The sequence below is a fragment of the Janthinobacterium sp. BJB304 genome (assembly GCF_002735765.1).
Classification (GTDB): domain Bacteria; phylum Pseudomonadota; class Gammaproteobacteria; order Burkholderiales; family Burkholderiaceae_D; genus Janthinobacterium.
Genome location: NZ_PDZN01000003.1, coordinates 327,380 through 342,922 on the forward strand (window position 1 = coordinate 327,380; position 15,543 = coordinate 342,922).

At 66.6% G+C, this 15,543-nt stretch carries 10 protein-coding genes; 3 read left to right on the forward strand and 7 right to left on the reverse strand.

Features of this window, described 5'->3' with window-relative positions:
- Positions 1 to 70 precede the first annotated feature (70 nt).
- The 5 genes from CSQ95_RS05545 to CSQ95_RS05565 form a co-directional block, all read right to left on the reverse strand.
- Positions 71 to 736 carry a hypothetical protein gene (locus tag CSQ95_RS05545; RefSeq protein ID WP_141749875.1) on the reverse strand — a complete coding sequence of 222 codons (666 nt, stop codon included), beginning with the start codon at positions 734 to 736 and terminating at the stop codon, positions 71 to 73.
- 116 nt (positions 737 to 852) lie between these two features.
- Positions 853 to 3,534: a bifunctional acetate--CoA ligase family protein/GNAT family N-acetyltransferase gene (locus CSQ95_RS05550; protein WP_180278961.1), complete on the reverse strand. Its 2,682-nt coding sequence runs from the start codon at positions 3,532 to 3,534 to the stop codon at positions 853 to 855.
- Between the two features lie 110 nt (positions 3,535 to 3,644).
- Positions 3,645 to 4,637, reverse strand: a complete 993-nt coding sequence (locus CSQ95_RS05555) for a DUF2804 domain-containing protein (protein WP_099408796.1) — start codon at positions 4,635 to 4,637, stop codon at positions 3,645 to 3,647.
- On the reverse strand, positions 4,634 to 5,917 hold the full coding sequence (locus tag CSQ95_RS05560) for a winged helix-turn-helix domain-containing protein (RefSeq protein ID WP_099408797.1): 1,284 nt from the start codon (positions 5,915 to 5,917) through the stop codon (positions 4,634 to 4,636). The genes CSQ95_RS05555 and CSQ95_RS05560 overlap by 4 nt, the downstream gene beginning before the upstream one ends.
- A gap of 73 nt (positions 5,918 to 5,990) precedes the next feature.
- The gene (locus CSQ95_RS05565) at positions 5,991 to 7,355 is read right to left on the reverse strand and encodes an ATP-binding protein (RefSeq protein ID WP_257217958.1); all 1,365 of its coding nucleotides are present in this window, start codon (positions 7,353 to 7,355) and stop codon (positions 5,991 to 5,993) included.
- Positions 7,356 to 7,521: 166 nt separating this feature from the next.
- On the opposite strand from CSQ95_RS05565, the gene CSQ95_RS05570 reads away from it, so the two are divergent.
- Positions 7,522 to 9,612, forward strand: coding sequence for a TonB-dependent receptor domain-containing protein (locus CSQ95_RS05570; protein WP_099408799.1), 2,091 nt, complete (start codon positions 7,522 to 7,524; stop codon positions 9,610 to 9,612).
- Between the two features lie 91 nt (positions 9,613 to 9,703).
- On the opposite strand, the gene CSQ95_RS05575 is transcribed toward CSQ95_RS05570, so the two are convergent.
- Together CSQ95_RS05575 and CSQ95_RS05580 are read right to left on the reverse strand one after the other, a co-directional pair.
- Positions 9,704 to 10,372, reverse strand: coding sequence for a response regulator (locus CSQ95_RS05575; RefSeq protein ID WP_099408800.1), 669 nt, complete (start codon positions 10,370 to 10,372; stop codon positions 9,704 to 9,706).
- 18 nt (positions 10,373 to 10,390) lie between these two features.
- The gene (locus CSQ95_RS05580; protein ID WP_034755042.1) at positions 10,391 to 10,762 is read right to left on the reverse strand and encodes a YajD family HNH nuclease; all 372 of its coding nucleotides are present in this window, start codon (positions 10,760 to 10,762) and stop codon (positions 10,391 to 10,393) included.
- Between the two features lie 273 nt (positions 10,763 to 11,035).
- Between CSQ95_RS05580 and CSQ95_RS05585 the strand changes: the two genes are divergently transcribed.
- Both CSQ95_RS05585 and CSQ95_RS05590 read left to right on the forward strand, forming a co-directional pair.
- Positions 11,036 to 14,056: a PAS domain-containing protein gene (locus CSQ95_RS05585; RefSeq protein WP_257217959.1), complete on the forward strand. Its 3,021-nt coding sequence runs from the start codon at positions 11,036 to 11,038 to the stop codon at positions 14,054 to 14,056.
- A gap of 207 nt (positions 14,057 to 14,263) precedes the next feature.
- Positions 14,264 to 15,490, forward strand: a complete 1,227-nt coding sequence (locus CSQ95_RS05590) for an exonuclease SbcCD subunit D C-terminal domain-containing protein (RefSeq protein WP_099408801.1) — start codon at positions 14,264 to 14,266, stop codon at positions 15,488 to 15,490.
- Positions 15,491 to 15,543 lie beyond the last annotated feature (53 nt).

Genomic DNA, 15,543 nt, shown 5'->3' on the forward strand with positions numbered 1-15,543 from the left:
GCGCCATGTGCCCGGCGATAAAACCGCCCTGGCACAGGCGGGCCTGCCGGGGTGTGCGCTCGCTACCCGTTCAAGCCTGCGCGCGCAGCGGCGGTGACGGTGCAAGCTGCGCCGACGCGCCGCCGGCCTCGGCGTTTTCCCCGCCGGTGGCAGGCGCGCCCGGCGCCGGCAAGGATGTCGGCAAAGGCGCCGGCAAAACAAAGGGCAGCACCTGCGCCTTGCCACGGCGCGCCTCCTGCGCGCGCGCGTCGTGGGCGAGGAACTGGTAGGCGATGGCAAACCACGCTTCGCCCACGATGACCTTGCGCGCCAGCGCGAACAGTTCGCGCTCTTCTTTTTCCAGGCGCTGCAGCAAGGCCGCGCAAAAGGCGTCGATGGCCGCGCACAGCTGCTCGGCCTGCAATTCGGAATGGTCGATGGCGGCGCCCGCGCCCTGCTGCACCACATTGATGCTTTCCAGCGCCGCGTGGTTCAGGCCATTGAGCTCATCAAGCAAGCCATCCGCATGGGGCGCGGCCTGGCGGATGGCGGGAATCAGATACATCTCGACCTTGCGCCAGTAGCCGCCCTGGTACAGCCGGCTCAGCCAGTCGCCCGCATACTGCAGCTGCGCCAGGCTGAGTCTGCTCTGGTGACGCAGCTGCACATGCATGTACTTCTGAAAGGCCAGCAGGCTCATGCGGATGCTGGCCTGCTCCACTGACAGGGAAACCAATATATATGTTGCCGTAAGCATGCACTCACTCCCAAAAATGCGCTGGATGTCTGATCCTGGAAGTGAAAGTGTAAAGACTACCGACAGCGATGGGTTTGATCCTGCACAAACCCGCAGCGGGCCAGCCGCGCTTTCTTTTACGGCGCGCGCAGGCCGATATGCAGGTTGACGACGCCGGGCTCTTCCGATGGCGTGACTTCGCCGCCAAAGCTTTTCACCAGCCGCTGCATGCCCTTGTTGCGCGCCATGGCCTCGCCCACCAGCGCTTCCGTGCCCCGGCTGCGGAAGTAGTCGACGAGCTTCTCGAACAGGATATGGCCGAGGCCCTTGCCCTTCAGGGCCGAACGCACGGCGATGGCGAAATCGGCGTGGATATTGTCCGGGTCGGCCACGGCGCGCACCACGCCCAGGGTTTCCGGCTTGCCGTCCGGCCCCGTGTGCGTGGCGATGAAGGCCATGGCGCGGTCGTAATCGATCTGCGTCAGGCGCGCCAGCTGCGACACGGGCAGCTCGCGCATGGAGGTAAAAAAGCGCAGGCGCACGTCGTCCGGGTCCAGCGCGTGGAACAGATCCATGTGCTGCGGCGCGTCCTCGGGGCGGATGGGGCGCAGCAGAATCGATTGCCCCATCCACGTCACCTGCTCTTCCAGCTCCTGCGGATACGGGCGGATGGCCAGGCGGTCGCGCTGCTGGCCCGGCTGCAGGCGGATGCGGGCGTCGAGCGCGATCACGCCGTCGGCGTCGGCCACCAGCGGGTTGATGTCGAGTTCGGCCAGCTCGCCGATGTCGGCCACCAGTTCGGCCACCTGGATCAGCGTGTAGCAGATGGCGTCGATGTCGGCCGGCGGCTGGTTGCGGTAGCCGGCCAGCAATTTCGACACGCGCGTGCGCGCCAGCATGTCGCGCGCCAGCACCATGTTCAGCGGCGGCAGGCCGATCGCGTGGTCGGCCGTCACTTCCACGGCGATGCCGCCCTGCCCCACCAGGATCACGGGGCCGAAGGCGGCGTCCGTCGTGACGCCGACGATCAATTCATGCGATTGCGGCCGGCGCGCCATCTGCTGCACCGTAAAACCGTCGATCAGCGCGTCGGGCCGCATGCGGCGCACGCGCTTGAGCATGGCGGCGGCGGCCGTGCGCAGGATGTCGGGCGTGTCGAGGTCGAGCGCCACGCCGCCCACGTCGGATTTATGGGCGATGTCGGGCGAATGGATTTTCAGCGCGACGGGATAGCCGATGTCGGCCGCCACGGCCAGCGCCTCTTCCACGTCGGCCGCCATGCGCGTGGTGGCGACGGGAATGCCGTAGGCGGCCAAAATCTCCTTCGAGCGGCATTCGCCGAGCACCGTCTGGCCGGCCGCCAGCGCGGCGGCGACGATTTCGCGCACCCTCGCGCGGCGCGGCGTGGCCGACATGGGCAGCTGCGCCGGCACCTGCATCAGGGTTTCCTGGTTGCGCCGGTATTGCACGATCTGCATGAAGCCATGCACGGCCTTTTCCGGCGTGTCATAGGTGGGAATGCCGGCGCGATTAAAAACCTGGCGCGCGGGCGCCACGGTGGTGCCGCCCAGCAGGCACGACAGCACCGTGCGGGAGGTGGCCTTGATCAGCGGCGTGACGGCTTCGGCGATGTCGATCGACGAAACCATGGCCGTGGGCGCGTGCAGCAGCAGCAAGGCGTCCGCCTGCGGCTCGTCGAGCAGGGGCTTGATGGCGTCGGCATAGCGCTGGACGGCCGCGTCGCCGGGCAAGCCGACGGGGTTGTCGTGCGACCACCCGCGTGGCAGCGCCTTTTCCAGCGCGATCACGGTGTCCGGCGACAGCTCGGCCAGCTTGCCGCCGCTGCTCACCAGCGCATCGGTGGCCATCACGCCCAGGCCGCCGCCGTTGCACAAAATCGCCAGGCGCTCGCCGCGCTGCGAACGGATGTGCGTGAGCGTTTCCACGGCGTCGAACAACTCTTCGGCCGAGTACACGCGCAGCATGCCGGCGCGGCGGATGGCCGCGTCGTAGACGGCGTCGGAACCGGCCAGCGCGCCCGTATGCCAGGCCGCCATGGCCGCGCCTTCCGCCTCGCGCCCCGCTTTCAGCACGATGACGGGCTTGCTGCGCGCGGCCGCCCGCGCCGCCGACATGAATTTGCGCGCCGCCTGGATGTCTTCCATGTACAGCAGGATGGCGGCCGTGTCGATGTCGCCGGCCAGGTAGTCGAGCAGGTCGCCGAAATCGATGTCGTAGCTGGCGCCCAGCGAAATGAACTTGGAAAAGCCCACGCCGTGCGCATTGGCCCAGTCGAGCACGCCCGACACCAGCGCGCCCGATTGCGAGACGAAGGCGATCTTGCCGCTCGTCGCACCGACGTGGGCGAAGCTGGCGTTCAAGCCCAGTTTGGGCACCAGCAACCCCATGCTGTTGGGGCCGAGGATGCGCAGCAAATGCGGTTTGGCCGCCTTCAGCATTGCCAGGCGCAGCGATTGCTCGCGCACGGGATCGAGGCCCGACGTCATGACGATGGCCGCGCGCGTGCCCAGCGCGCCCAGTTCGCGGATCAGCGCCGTGATGGTGGCGGGCGGCGTGCAGATGATGGCCAGGTCCGGCGCCTTGGGCAGGTGCGCCAGCTTGCGGTAGCATTTCAGGCCCATCAGCTCGTCGTACTTGGGATTGACGGGCCAAAGATCACCTTTGTACTGCGCGCCTTGGTCGCCGCCGCCCAGCAGGTTGTACAGGGCGATGGCGCCCAGCTTGCGCTCGCGCGCCGTGGCGCCGATCAGGGCCACCGAGGCCGGCTTGAACAGCTTGTCGAGATTACGGATACTCATGTTCTGGCCTCATGGTTTGCCGGAGTGGCTAAAGGTACTCCCCAGTGTATCGGATGCCTTGCCAAAAAAATTTGACTTTGCGTAGCGTTTCACGAAAAACCCGCACGCGCCTACCAGCGCGAGCGGTGGCTTTCCGTCACGCCCGCCAGTTGCGCCACGATGCGCTTGGGTGAGTCCGCGCTGGTGCGCACCCAGCCGCTGAACGTGCCGATGGGCTGGATGTAGCGGCTGGCGGCGATCCACAGGTTTTTATCCTCGCGCCGCGCTCCTTCCGGTTTGAAGTGCAAGTCCAGCAGATCGTCGTCCGTCCATACGTGCCACGGCGCCAGCGGGTTGTCGGGATTGAAGTCGAAATGCGCGCGGCCCAGCGGATACAGCTGGCCATCGAGCCACAGCGCGTTTTCATGCGCGCCGAAATAGCCGGCCTGCAGGTTGAACCCGAGGTCCAGGCTGTGCGCCGAAGCCCAGCGCCATTCCGTCTCGCGCGCCAGCAAGCCGTTCGAATAATCGAAGCTGGCCACGCCGTCGTCCAGGCTGTAGCCGACGGCGCCGCAGCGCACGCTGCCCCACAAGGGCAAGCCGCCCGATTTTTGCGTCGCATGCACGCTGCCGCCCTCGCCCACAGGGCCGATGGCCAGCAAGGTGGGCGCCACGGGCGGGCCGCATTCCGCATCGATGCCGAAATGGCCGCAATCGAGCCGCAATCGGTAGCGCTGCTGCGGCTGCGCCTCGATGCTGATTTTCTGCGACAAAAAACGGAAACGGCTGCTGGCCCCCGCATGCGGCGCCAGCGTGGCGCACAGGCCGGGGACGCCATCCTGCGAAAAGCTCGCCACGATCTTGCCCTTGTGGCGGTCGAAGGCATAGGCGAAGGCCGTGCTGGTCCAGCCCAGGTCGACGATGGCCACGCCGCAAAACACGGCCGGCGTCGACAGGGCCACGTAATGCCAGCGTTTGTGGTGGAACAGGCGCCAGAGGGCGCCGCGCGCGTAGGGCGGCGCCAGCGCGGCCCAGTCGAAAGCGTCCAGCTGGCCCGTGTAGCGGCCGAAACATGGCTGGCCGTCGGCGGCGAGCAGGGATGACGGCGCGGGCGGCAGCATCATGCGGCCTGCCTTGCGGCAGCGCCGCCGTCGTGCAGGGCGGCGGCCAGCAGCGCACCGAAGGCGGCCGGCTGCGCCTGGGCTATCTCGACCTGCGGGCAGGCATGCCAGAGCGCCAGGCGCCGCACGGCGCCGGCCACGTCCTGCACCAGGCGGGGGCTGACGCGCACGCCCTCTTCCAGCGCCAGCGATTTGATCTCGAAGCGCCCCTGCGCGCGGTGCGCCTTGGCGTCCAGGCGCCCCACCAGCGCGCCGCGCCGCAAGATCGGCAACGTGAAGTAGCCATAGCGGCGTTTTTCAGCGGGCGTGTAGCATTCGAGCCGGTAGTCGAAATCGAACAGTTCCAGCGCGCGGCGCCGGTCCCAGACGACGGGATCGAACGGCGACAGGATCGTCGTCAAGGTGGGCGCCAGCTTGCCGGCGGCCGCCGCGCGCAGCAACTCCCCATGCTCGGCATGCACGTAGACGGCGTCGCTCCAGCCGGCCACCGCGCAGCGCAGCAGCGCGCCCTCGTCCACCAGCGCCTGCAGATCGTGCGCCATGCTGGCGCGTGACTGTTTGGTGCGGAAATAGTCGCTGATCCAGCTGGCCCGCGCCAGACCCAGCGCCTTCACGCTGGCCAGCAGCAGGCGGCGGCGCACCTGGTCCTCGGGCGGCAGCAAGCCGTCGTGCCAGCCCGGCAAAATGCGTTCGGCCAGGTCGTAATAGCGCTGGAACTGATGGCGCTTGGCGATCATCAGCACGCCCGACGTAAACAGCACTTCGAGCGAGCGCTTTTCCGGCTTCCAGCTCCACCAGCCGCCCGCCTGGCCATCCGTGCGTTCGAAGTCGGCCGAGCGCGCGGCGCCGTTGGCGCGGATGTGGTCGAGCACCGACGCGACGGCGTCGCCCTGCTCGGCCATCCATTTGACCGAATACTTCCAGCCCATGGCGGCCGGATCCAGCATGCGGTGACGGTACAGGCCATAGTCTTCGATGGGCACGAAGCACGCTTCATGCGCCCAGTATTCGAACAGCGCGCCCTCGGCCAGCAACTGCTCGAGCCACGGCTGCGGATAGTCGCCCAGCCGGCTCCACAGCACCAGGTAGGGGCTGCGCGCCACCACGTGGATGGTGTCGATCTGCAGCACGCCCATCCGGCGGATGGCATCGAGCACGTCGGCCTTCACGGCTTTTTTACGCCGCGCCTGCAGCAAGCCCTGCGCGGCCAGGTGCAGGGCGCGCGCGGCGGCCAGCGAGAGCGGGGGGACGTCGGAAGGCGGGTGCTTGTCTGGTCTGTGCATAACAGAAAGATACCGCATTCTGCCCACGCATTGTGCGTTTTATCGCTATCGGATCGCGCAGCCTTCAGCCTCGCTATGCGGCGGGAAACACCAGCGTCACCGCCAGCCCCCTGCCCTGCAGGCCGGCGCCCAGGACGATGGCCGCGCCATGCCGCTCGGCGATGCGGCGCACGATGGACAGGCCCAGCCCGCTGCCGGGCAGCTGGGTCGCACTTTCCACCTGCACCAGGCGCACAAAACGTTCGAACGCGCGCTCATGCATGTCTTCGGCGATGCCCGGTCCCGTATCGGCCACGCGCACATAGCTGCGCCCGCCTTCCACGCCGCAGCTGATCTCGACGGCGCCCGGCGCCGGCGTGTAGCGCAGCGCATTGTCGACCAGGTTACGCAACAGCATCTGCAGGCTGTCCGCATCGAGCGCGCAGGGCGCCGGCGCCACGTTCACAGCCAGCGACAGCCGGTACGGCGCGGCCAGCGCCTGCCACTGCGCGGCCTGCTGCGCCAGCAGCTGCGCCAGGTCGCCCGGCGCCAGCGCCACCTGGGCTTGCGCCTGCGGATCGAGCCGGGCCAGCGCCAGCAGCTGGTTGACGAGGCGCGTGGCGCGCTCCACGCTGGCGCCCAGGGCGGCGATGAATTCCTCGCGCTCGTCCGCGCTGCGGGCCCGCTGCAGCACTTGCAGATTCGTCTTGATGGCGGCCAGCGGCGTGCGCAGTTCGTGCGCCGCATCGGCCGTGAAGCGCTGCTCGTTGTCGCGGCTGTGCCGCACCCTGCCGAACAGGCGGTTAATTTCCAGCAGCAGCGGATGCAGTTCGTCCGGCGCGCCAGCGAGCCCGACGTCGGCCAGTTCATCGGGCGTGCGCGCCGACACTTCATCGGCGCACGCTTGCAGCACGCGAAACACGCGGTGGACGGCCCACCAGATGGCGAGGGTGGCCAGCGCCACCAGCAGCAGGCCGAACAGCGCAACGCGGTAAAAGAAGCCGCGGCTGATGTCGTCGCGGTGGCTGGTCGGCTCGGCCACCAGCAACTGCAGGCTGCGCTGCGGGTCCCACAGCGAGAACAGACGCCAGCGCTGGCCACCTATCGTGGTCCACGACAGGCCATCGGGCGCGCTGCGCGACAGGGCGATGTCGGAAGCCGCATCGTTGCGGTACAGCACGCGCTGCTGCGCGTCGCGCACCTTGAACAGCAAATACTGGTGGGGATTGCGCTGGCCGCGCAGGGGCAGGTCGATGGGCCCCGTCAAGCCGTGTTCGCGCGCCTCCTTTGCCACCAGCGACAGCAGCAGATGCCCCGTCTCGGTCAGCGACTGGTCGAACAATTCCTGGCTTTCGCGGCGCGCTTCCACATACACGATGGCGGCGCTGCCCACCCACAGGGCCAGAGTCAGGCCCAGCAGGACCGTCAGCAGGGTGCGCCGCAGCGACCAGGTTTGCACGCCGCGGCCGGCAGTTAAGAATCTCTTAAGAACTTCTGCGCAAGATCCGGAGCGAAATATTTTCTGGGTAGCCATGGCCGCAATTGTAAATGATTCTTATTGCTTTCATGATTCCCATTCCCTCGTTAATACAGCGCAATTATTCATTCACCCTTCAGGAGTTTGCATGTCCAACCGCACCCGCCGCGCGCCCCTGCCGCGTCCCACCACCCTGGCCCTGACTCTGGCCGCCCTGTCATGCCTGCCGGCTCACGCCCAGACGGGCACGCCGGCCAGCATGCCGGAAGTGGTCGTGTCCGCCTCCGGTTTCGAGCAGGACATCAAACAGGCGCCCGCCTCGATCACCGTGCTGACGCGCGAGGAGCTGTCGAAGGAACGCTTCGGCAATCTGACGCAGGCGCTGGAAAGCGTGGAAGGCATCGACGTGGGCGCGGCGGGCGACAAGACGGGCGGCATGAACATCAGCATCCGCGGCATGCCCAGCGACTACACCCTGGTGCTGATCGACGGACGCCGCCAGAATGCGGCCGGCAACGTCACGCCGAACGGCTTCGGCGGCACGCAGACGAGCTTCATGCCGCCACTGGCCGCCATCGAGCGCATCGAGATCATCCGCGGCCCCATGTCGACCCTGTACGGCTCGGACGCCATGGGCGGCGTGATCAACATCATCACGCGCAAGGTGGGCAAGCAGTGGATGGGTTCCATCTCGGCCGACTATACCGCGCAGCAGGAATCGGACTTCGGCGACGTGAAAAGCGGCCGCTTCTACCTGAGCGGCCCCATCGCCACCGATCTGCTGGGCCTGTCCCTGCGCGGCAGCAAGCAGCGCCGCGATGCGGCCGCTATCCGCTACAACGGCGCGGCCGGTGCGGAAGTCACGCCGAACATGGGCGCCAATCCCGTGCGCGCGGACATCGCCAACTTCGGCGCGCGCCTGGCGTTAACGCCGAACCGTTACCACACCGTCATCCTCGACGCGGACGCGGGCCGCCAGACCTACGACAATTCGAACGGCCAGCTCGGCACCAAGACCGTGCAAGGCGGCTACGGCCCGGAACAAAAATATAACCGCGACCAGTGGACCCTGTCGCACACGGGCCGCTTCGGCTTCGGCACGCTCGACAGCAGCTACATGGTGAACAAGACGGAAACCCTGGGCCGCACGATTCCGCCAGGCACGCCCGGCGCCGTCGCCGGCAGCGCGCGCACGCTGGAAGTGGAAAGCCAGGTGCTCGACACCAAATTGGTCATGCCTTTGGGCAAGCACATGGCGACCGTCGGCGCGCAATGGTGGAAGGCGGAAATGACGGATGGCGTGGCACCGAAAAAATTCGAATTCACGCAAAAAGCCCTGTTCGTGGAAGACGAATGGCAAGTGCTGGAAAACGTCGCGTTGACCTTTGGCGCCCGTTATGACGATCACAGCATCTTCGGCGGCCAGACCAGCCCCCGCGCCTATGCCGTGTGGAACGCGACGCCGAGCTGGACCGTCAAGGGCGGCGTCAGCAAGGGCTACAAGACGCCGCGCGTGGAACAATTGTCCCCAGGCATCAACGGTTTCGGCGGCCAGGGCACGATCCCCCTCGTCGGCAGCCCGGACCTGAAGCCGGAAACGAGCACGACGACGGAAATCGGCGCGTACTTCGACAACCTGGCCGGCTGGACGGCCAGCGGCTCCCTGTTCAACAACGCATTCAAGGACAAGATCACGACGGGCACGGGCCTCGTCAACTGCGACTACCGTCCGTCGCCGAACCGTCCCGGCTGCGTCAGCTTCGGCAACTGGCCCAACGTCGATGCGTTTGGCCAGTCCGTCAACGTGGATGAGGCCGTCACACGCGGCGTCGAGCTGAACACGCGCTTCCCGCTGGGCAAGACCTTGTCGGCCAGCGCCAACTACACGTACACGGAAAGCGAACAGAAGAGCGGCAGCAATGCGGGCAAGCCGCTGAGCGACACGCCCAAGCACGCCGTCAACGCGCGTTTGAGCTGGGATATCTCGCGCGAGTGGAACGGCTGGCTGCGCGCCGAATACCGCAGCGAGCGCTTCCGCGATCCAGGCACCTCGGCTTCCACGCGCGCCGCCAAGGCTGCGCTGGGCGACTACAAGGGCTACACCATGCTGCACCTGGGAACCAGCTACCAGCTGAGCAAGCGCGTGACCCTGAACGCGGCCGTGTACAACCTGCTCAACAAGGACTTCATCGACTACCAGCCTTACCGCGCACCGGCACTGAGCTACGCGAACCGCTAGGTCAACAGCCTGGACGGCCGCCGTCTGTGGCTGTCAGCCACCGTCGATTTCTGATCAAGGGGGGGGCGGCCTCCCGGCCGCCTTTTTTCCGTCAGGCCGCTTTGGGCTTGTCGATGCAATAGCCGACCGCATGCACGGTGCGTATCAAGTCCCGCCCCAGCTTCTTGCGCAGGTGGTGGATGTGCACTTGCACGGCGTTGCTTTCCACTTCATCGCCCCAGCTGTACAGGTTTTTCTCCAGCTGTTCCCGGCTCAGCACGCGGCCGCCATGTTCCAGCAGCAGTTGCAGGATGCGAAATTCCTTCACGGTTAACATCACGGGCACGCCCCCTTGCGTCAGCTGCCGGTCCGCGATATCGAGTACCAGGTCGCCGTGCACGAGCTGCTCGCGCAGGCGGCCCGCGGCGCGCCGGCAGGCGCTGCGGATGCGCGCGGCCAGTTCGTCGAGGTCGAACGGTTTGACGATAAAGTCGTCGGCGCCCGCATCGAGGCCGGCGATGCGCTCGCCCACCTGGTCGCGCGCCGTGACGACCAGCACGGCGCCGCTGTAGCCGTTATCGCGCAGCACGCCCAGCGCCTGCATGCCGTCCTGCCCCGGCAAGCCCAGGTCGAGCAGGATGCAGCCATAGTCGTGCAGGCGCACGGCCGTGTGCGCGTGTTCGGCGCTCGTGACCCAGTCGACGGCATAGCCGCCCTGTTCCAGGCCGATTTGCGTGGCGCGGCCCAGCTGCGGGTCGTCTTCGGTCAGCAGGATGCGCATGGAGAAGCGGCGATCCGCTCAGTCCTTCTTCTTGATCAGGCCGGCCAGCGCGGCAAACGGATTGTGCGTGGCGGGCGCCACCTCGGCCGACAGCAGGCCGGCGCCACGGTCCGCTTCCAGATAGCGCGAGTGCTCATTGTCGTGGCAATACAGGCACAACAGTTCCCAGTTGCTGCCGTCGGGCGGATTGTTGTCGTGGTTGTGGTCGCGGTGGTGCACCGTCAGTTGCTGCACGTTGGCGCGCGTAAATTCGCGCATGCAGCGGCCGCAGACCCACGGATACATCTTCAGCGAGCGCTCGCGGTAGCCGCTCTCGCGCTGGTCGGCGGCGCGGCGCGCTTCGGCCACGATCTTGTCCAGTCTTGCCGCGTCGGGCTTTTTACTCTGCATGACAACTTTCGATATGGGAGGAAGAAGCATCCATTTTAATGAGGATGGGGGCGCAATTGTACTTTTTCTGCCACGGCGCAAGCCCGTGCCGCCCCCGGCGTGCTTTTTTTAGCGTGCGCGGCACCACAGGTTCTTGATTTAACGCAAAATAAGCCCAGCGACAGACCACGAACAGACGCTAGGGCAGCAGGCAGCGCGCAGGTCAGCATATTTCGGCTATGATGCGCGCCACGCCGCCCTTCACCTTTCCATGACCCTAGCCTGCAAGCGCCCGTGATAGCGATAACAAGACCCCTGCAACGCCTTGCCCGCCGCCTGTACCGTCTCAGCCTGGTACCCCTGTTCGCGCTCATCTTGCTGCTGGCGCTGTGGGCGGCCGTCTTGTACCAGGTGGGCCAGGAACGGGCCAGCGCCGTGCGCGACGCCGTGGCCGTCAGCCAGTCGCTGGCCCGTACCTTGGCCGACCATACCAGTTTCACCCTGCGCCAAACGGACCACGCCACGCAATTGTTCAAGCTCAAATACGAGGAAACGGACGGCACCCTGCGCCTGAACGAATTCACGCGCCGCCAGGGCTTGCTCGACAGCGTGCTGCCATCGAAGCTGGAACTGCCGATCGCGCTCGTCGACGCGCGCGGCGACGTGATCGACAGCGCCAACGCGTATCTGCCGGAAAACCTGGCCGGCCAGGCATTTTTCAAGGCGCTGGCCGCCAATGCGTCCGACACGGCCCTGGTCGACACGCCCATGCTCGACGCGGGCAGCAAGCACTGGACCATCCGCCTGGCGCGCCGCCTGAACGATGGCCAGGGCCGCTTTGCGGGCGCCATCGTCATCCACGTCGACCCTACGTATTTTGTCGACGACTACGACCGCCTGAACCTCGACGAGCATGGCGCGCTGATGCTGGTGGCGCGCGACAGCGGCCTGACGGTGGGGCGCATCGGCGAGCAATTGATCCTCAGCGACCGCATCGACTTCCGCATGCCGGGCCCGCCGCAGCACGCGCCCGAGGAATTGCTGATCGAGCCGCCCGTCGATGCGACGGCGCGCATCTACAGCTACCACGAACTGTCCCGCTACCCGCTGCTCGCCGTGGTGGGAGTGAGCCGCGCCACGGCACTGGCCCGCTTCGAACACCGCCGCCTGGTGTATATCGGCGCCCTGCTCGCCGCCAGCGTGCTCATCGCCGGCTTTACGGCGCTGCTGATGCGCCAGAGCGCGCGCCTGCGCCGCAGCATCCGCCAGGCCAAGGAAACACAGGCGCTGCTGCGCGCGGCGCACCAGGCCAGCCTCGATGCCGTACTTCTGCTCAAAGCCTGGCGCCCCGCGCCGGGCAAGCCGGTGGAAGATTTCACCTTTGCCGACATTAACGAGCGGGCCGCCGATATGCTGGGCAAGCCGCGCTCCGAACTGCTGGGCCAGCGCGTGCTGCCGCGCGTGCCGCTGCTGCGCGGCGAGCGCTTTTTCAAGCGCTTCGTGCTGGTGATGGAAACGGGCCAGCCGCTGGAGGATGAATTCGAGCTGAAACTGGCGTCGGGCGGCACGCGCTGGCTGCGCCACCAGGTGGTGCCGATCGCCGACGGCGTGGCCGTCACCTCGCGCGACATCAGCGCGCGCAAGCACGACGAACTGGCGCTGCAGGACAACCGCAGCTTCCTGCAGTCGCTGATCGACCACCTGCCCGTGCTGGTGTACGTGAAAAGCGCGCGCCCGGAAAACTTCGGCCGGATGGAAGTGTGGAACAAGGCGGCCGAGGACATCACGGGCCACCTGGCCGCCGACGTCATCGGCAAGACCGATTGCCAGGCCTTTCCGCCCGACTTCGGCCTGCACGATGCCGAGGACGACCGCGCCATCCTGGCCGAGCGCGGTGTCATCGACCATACGGAAAAGCCGCTGCGCCTGCTTGACGGCAGCCTGCGCTACCTGCGCGCCGTCTCCGTGCCCGTGTTCGACGAGCGCCAGCAGGTCGAGCATATCCTGTGCATCGCCGAGGATATCTCGCAGCGCCGCCAGCAGGAACTGGAACTGCGCCAGAAACAGGCAGAGCTGGCCGCCGTCAACGACGCCTCGCCGCTCGGGCTGGTGCGCCTGGACCGTCAGCGCCGCTGCACCTACGTCAACCGCACCTTCGAAGCCATCACGGGCCTGCCGCGCGCCGCCGCGCTGGGCGCCGGCTGGACCAGCGCCCTGCACCCGGACGACTATCCGCTGATGCACGTGGCGCTGGAACAGCTCACGCGCAGCCACGCGCCATTCCAGTCCACCCTGCGCTGCCTGCAGCGCGACGGCAGGCTGGTCTGGGTCTCCGTCAAAATTGCCCCCATCCTCATCGACGGCCAGATCGACGGCTACGTGGGCAGCCTGGACGACATCACCACCTTGCGCGAATCGGAAGTGGCGCTGCTGGAAAGCGAAGCGCGGCTGCGCACCATCGCCGACACCTTGCCGGCCATGATCGCCTACATCGACGCCGACCAGGTCTACCGCTTCCTGAACATCGCCTATGAACGCGAATTCGGCCTGACGGGGCGGCAGGCGCTGGGCAAGAGCGTGCGCGACACGGTGGGCGAGGCGCGCTACGGCACGGTGGCGCCGTATATCGAAAGAGTACTGGCCGGCGAAACCTTGAGCTTCGAGGAAGAAGACGAGAAGGAAGGCATAGAGCGCTGCATGGAAGTGATCTACATCCCGCAGATCGGCGAAGACAGGCTGCAGGTCGTGGGTTTTCACGTGATGCGCCAGGATATCACCGTGCAAAAGCGCGAAAAACAGCGGCTGCTGAAGCTGTCCCAGGTCGATGCATTGACAGGATTGTCGAACCGCGCCGGCTTCCAGCAAAAGCTCAGCGACGCCATGCACGCGAGCCGCCGGCAGCAGCACCTGATGGCCGTCATGTACATGGATATCGACCGCTTCAAGCCCGTCAACGACACGCACGGCCATGGCACGGGCGACGCCCTGCTGCGCGCCTTCGCTCAGCGCCTGACGCAGACCATGCGCGCCACCGACATCATCGCCCGCCTGGGCGGCGACGAATTCACCATCATCATGGAACAGATCGCCCGGCCCGACGACGCGGCCGTGCTGGCGGAAAAAATCGTCGCCGCCATGCGGCAGCCGTTCGAACTCGACGGCATCACCGTGCGCATTTCCGCCAGCATCGGCCTGGCCTTCTACCGCGACGAAGACATTTCCCCCGCCGTGCTGCTGCAGCGGGCCGACGTGCTGCTGTACCAGGCCAAGCAGGATGGGCGTAATACCTACAGGGCCGGCGTGCTGACGACTTGAGCACCTGAGAAAACGTCCATGGCTGCGTTGCAGTGCCTTGCCGTACTATTCGTACTGCCTACGGCACTACGCCTTGCCCTGAACGTTTTTCAGGCACTCTGGATGTATCGATAAAAATCGAAAACGCTCTTCGAAATTCGTTCAATTCTCCAGTACCTGCCTCATTTCAGCTATATTGGCGCCTGTCTTCCCTACCCTTGCCACACCATGCGCCTGCTGCACACTTCCGACTGGCATCTGGGCCAGACCCTGCACAATTTTGAAAGGGGTTACGAACACCAGCGCTTCCTCGACTGGCTGCTCGACACGCTCGTGATGGAGCAGGTCGACGTGCTGCTGGTGGCGGGCGACGTATTCGACAACGCCAACCCATCGGCCGCCTCGCAAAAGCAGTTATATGTCTTCCTGCAGCAGGCGCGCGCGCGCCTGCCCGCGCTGCAACTGGTCGTCGTCGCCGGCAACCACGATTCGGCGGGACGGCTGGAAGCACCCGGCCCCCTGCTGGCCGCGCATGGCACGCACGTGATCGGCCATGTGCTGCGCGGCGACGATGGCCAGATCGACCTGGAACGCCTGCTGCTGCCGCTTACCGGCAACGATGGGCAAGTGCAAGCCTGGTGCCTGGCCGTACCGTTCCTGCGCCCCGGCGACGTGCCGAAACTGCCGGCCGGCGACACCCAGGATGCCTACCTGGGCGGCATCGCCCTGCTGTACCGCCAATTGACCGACCTGGCGCTGGCGCGCCGCCGGCCCGGGCAAGCCATCGTTGCCATGGGCCACTGCCACATGGTGGGCGGCGAAATGTCGAACGATTCCGAACGCCGCATCGTCATCGGCGGCACGGAAATGCTGCCCTCGGGGATCTTCGATACGTCCATCGCGTATGCGGCGCTGGGCCATCTGCACAAGGCGCAGGCCGTGGGCGGCCAGGAGCACATCCGCTACTGCGGCAGCCCGATACCGCTGTCGTTCGCGGAAGTGAATTACCGCCACCAGGTGCTGTGCCTCGACATCGACGGCGAAGCGCTGCAATCCGTGCGCGCCATCGAGGTGCCGCGCGCTGTGCCCTTGCTGCGCGTGCCCGCCGCACCGGCGCCCATAGCCGAAGTGCTGGTGCAGCTGGCCGCCCTCGACGTGCCGGACGCTCCAGCCGAAGCGCAGCCGTTCCTGGAAGTGCGCGTGCGCCTCGAGGCGCCCGAACCGGGCCTGCGCACGCGCATCGAAACGGCGCTCGACGGCAAGAGCGTGCGCCTGGCGAAGATCGAAACGTCGAGCGCTGCGCGCAGCAGCGCGCCCGAGAACATGACGCTCGACCAATTGGGCCAGCTGCAGCCCGACGACATCTTCCGCCGCCTGTACCTGCAAAAATACGCGAAGGAAGCGCCGCCCGAACTCCTCTCGGCCCTGGCCGAATTGCTGCTGCCCGGCGCCTGACGTCCAGGGGCATTACGCCCACAATCCATTCTCCCACGGTACCATTTGAAAGG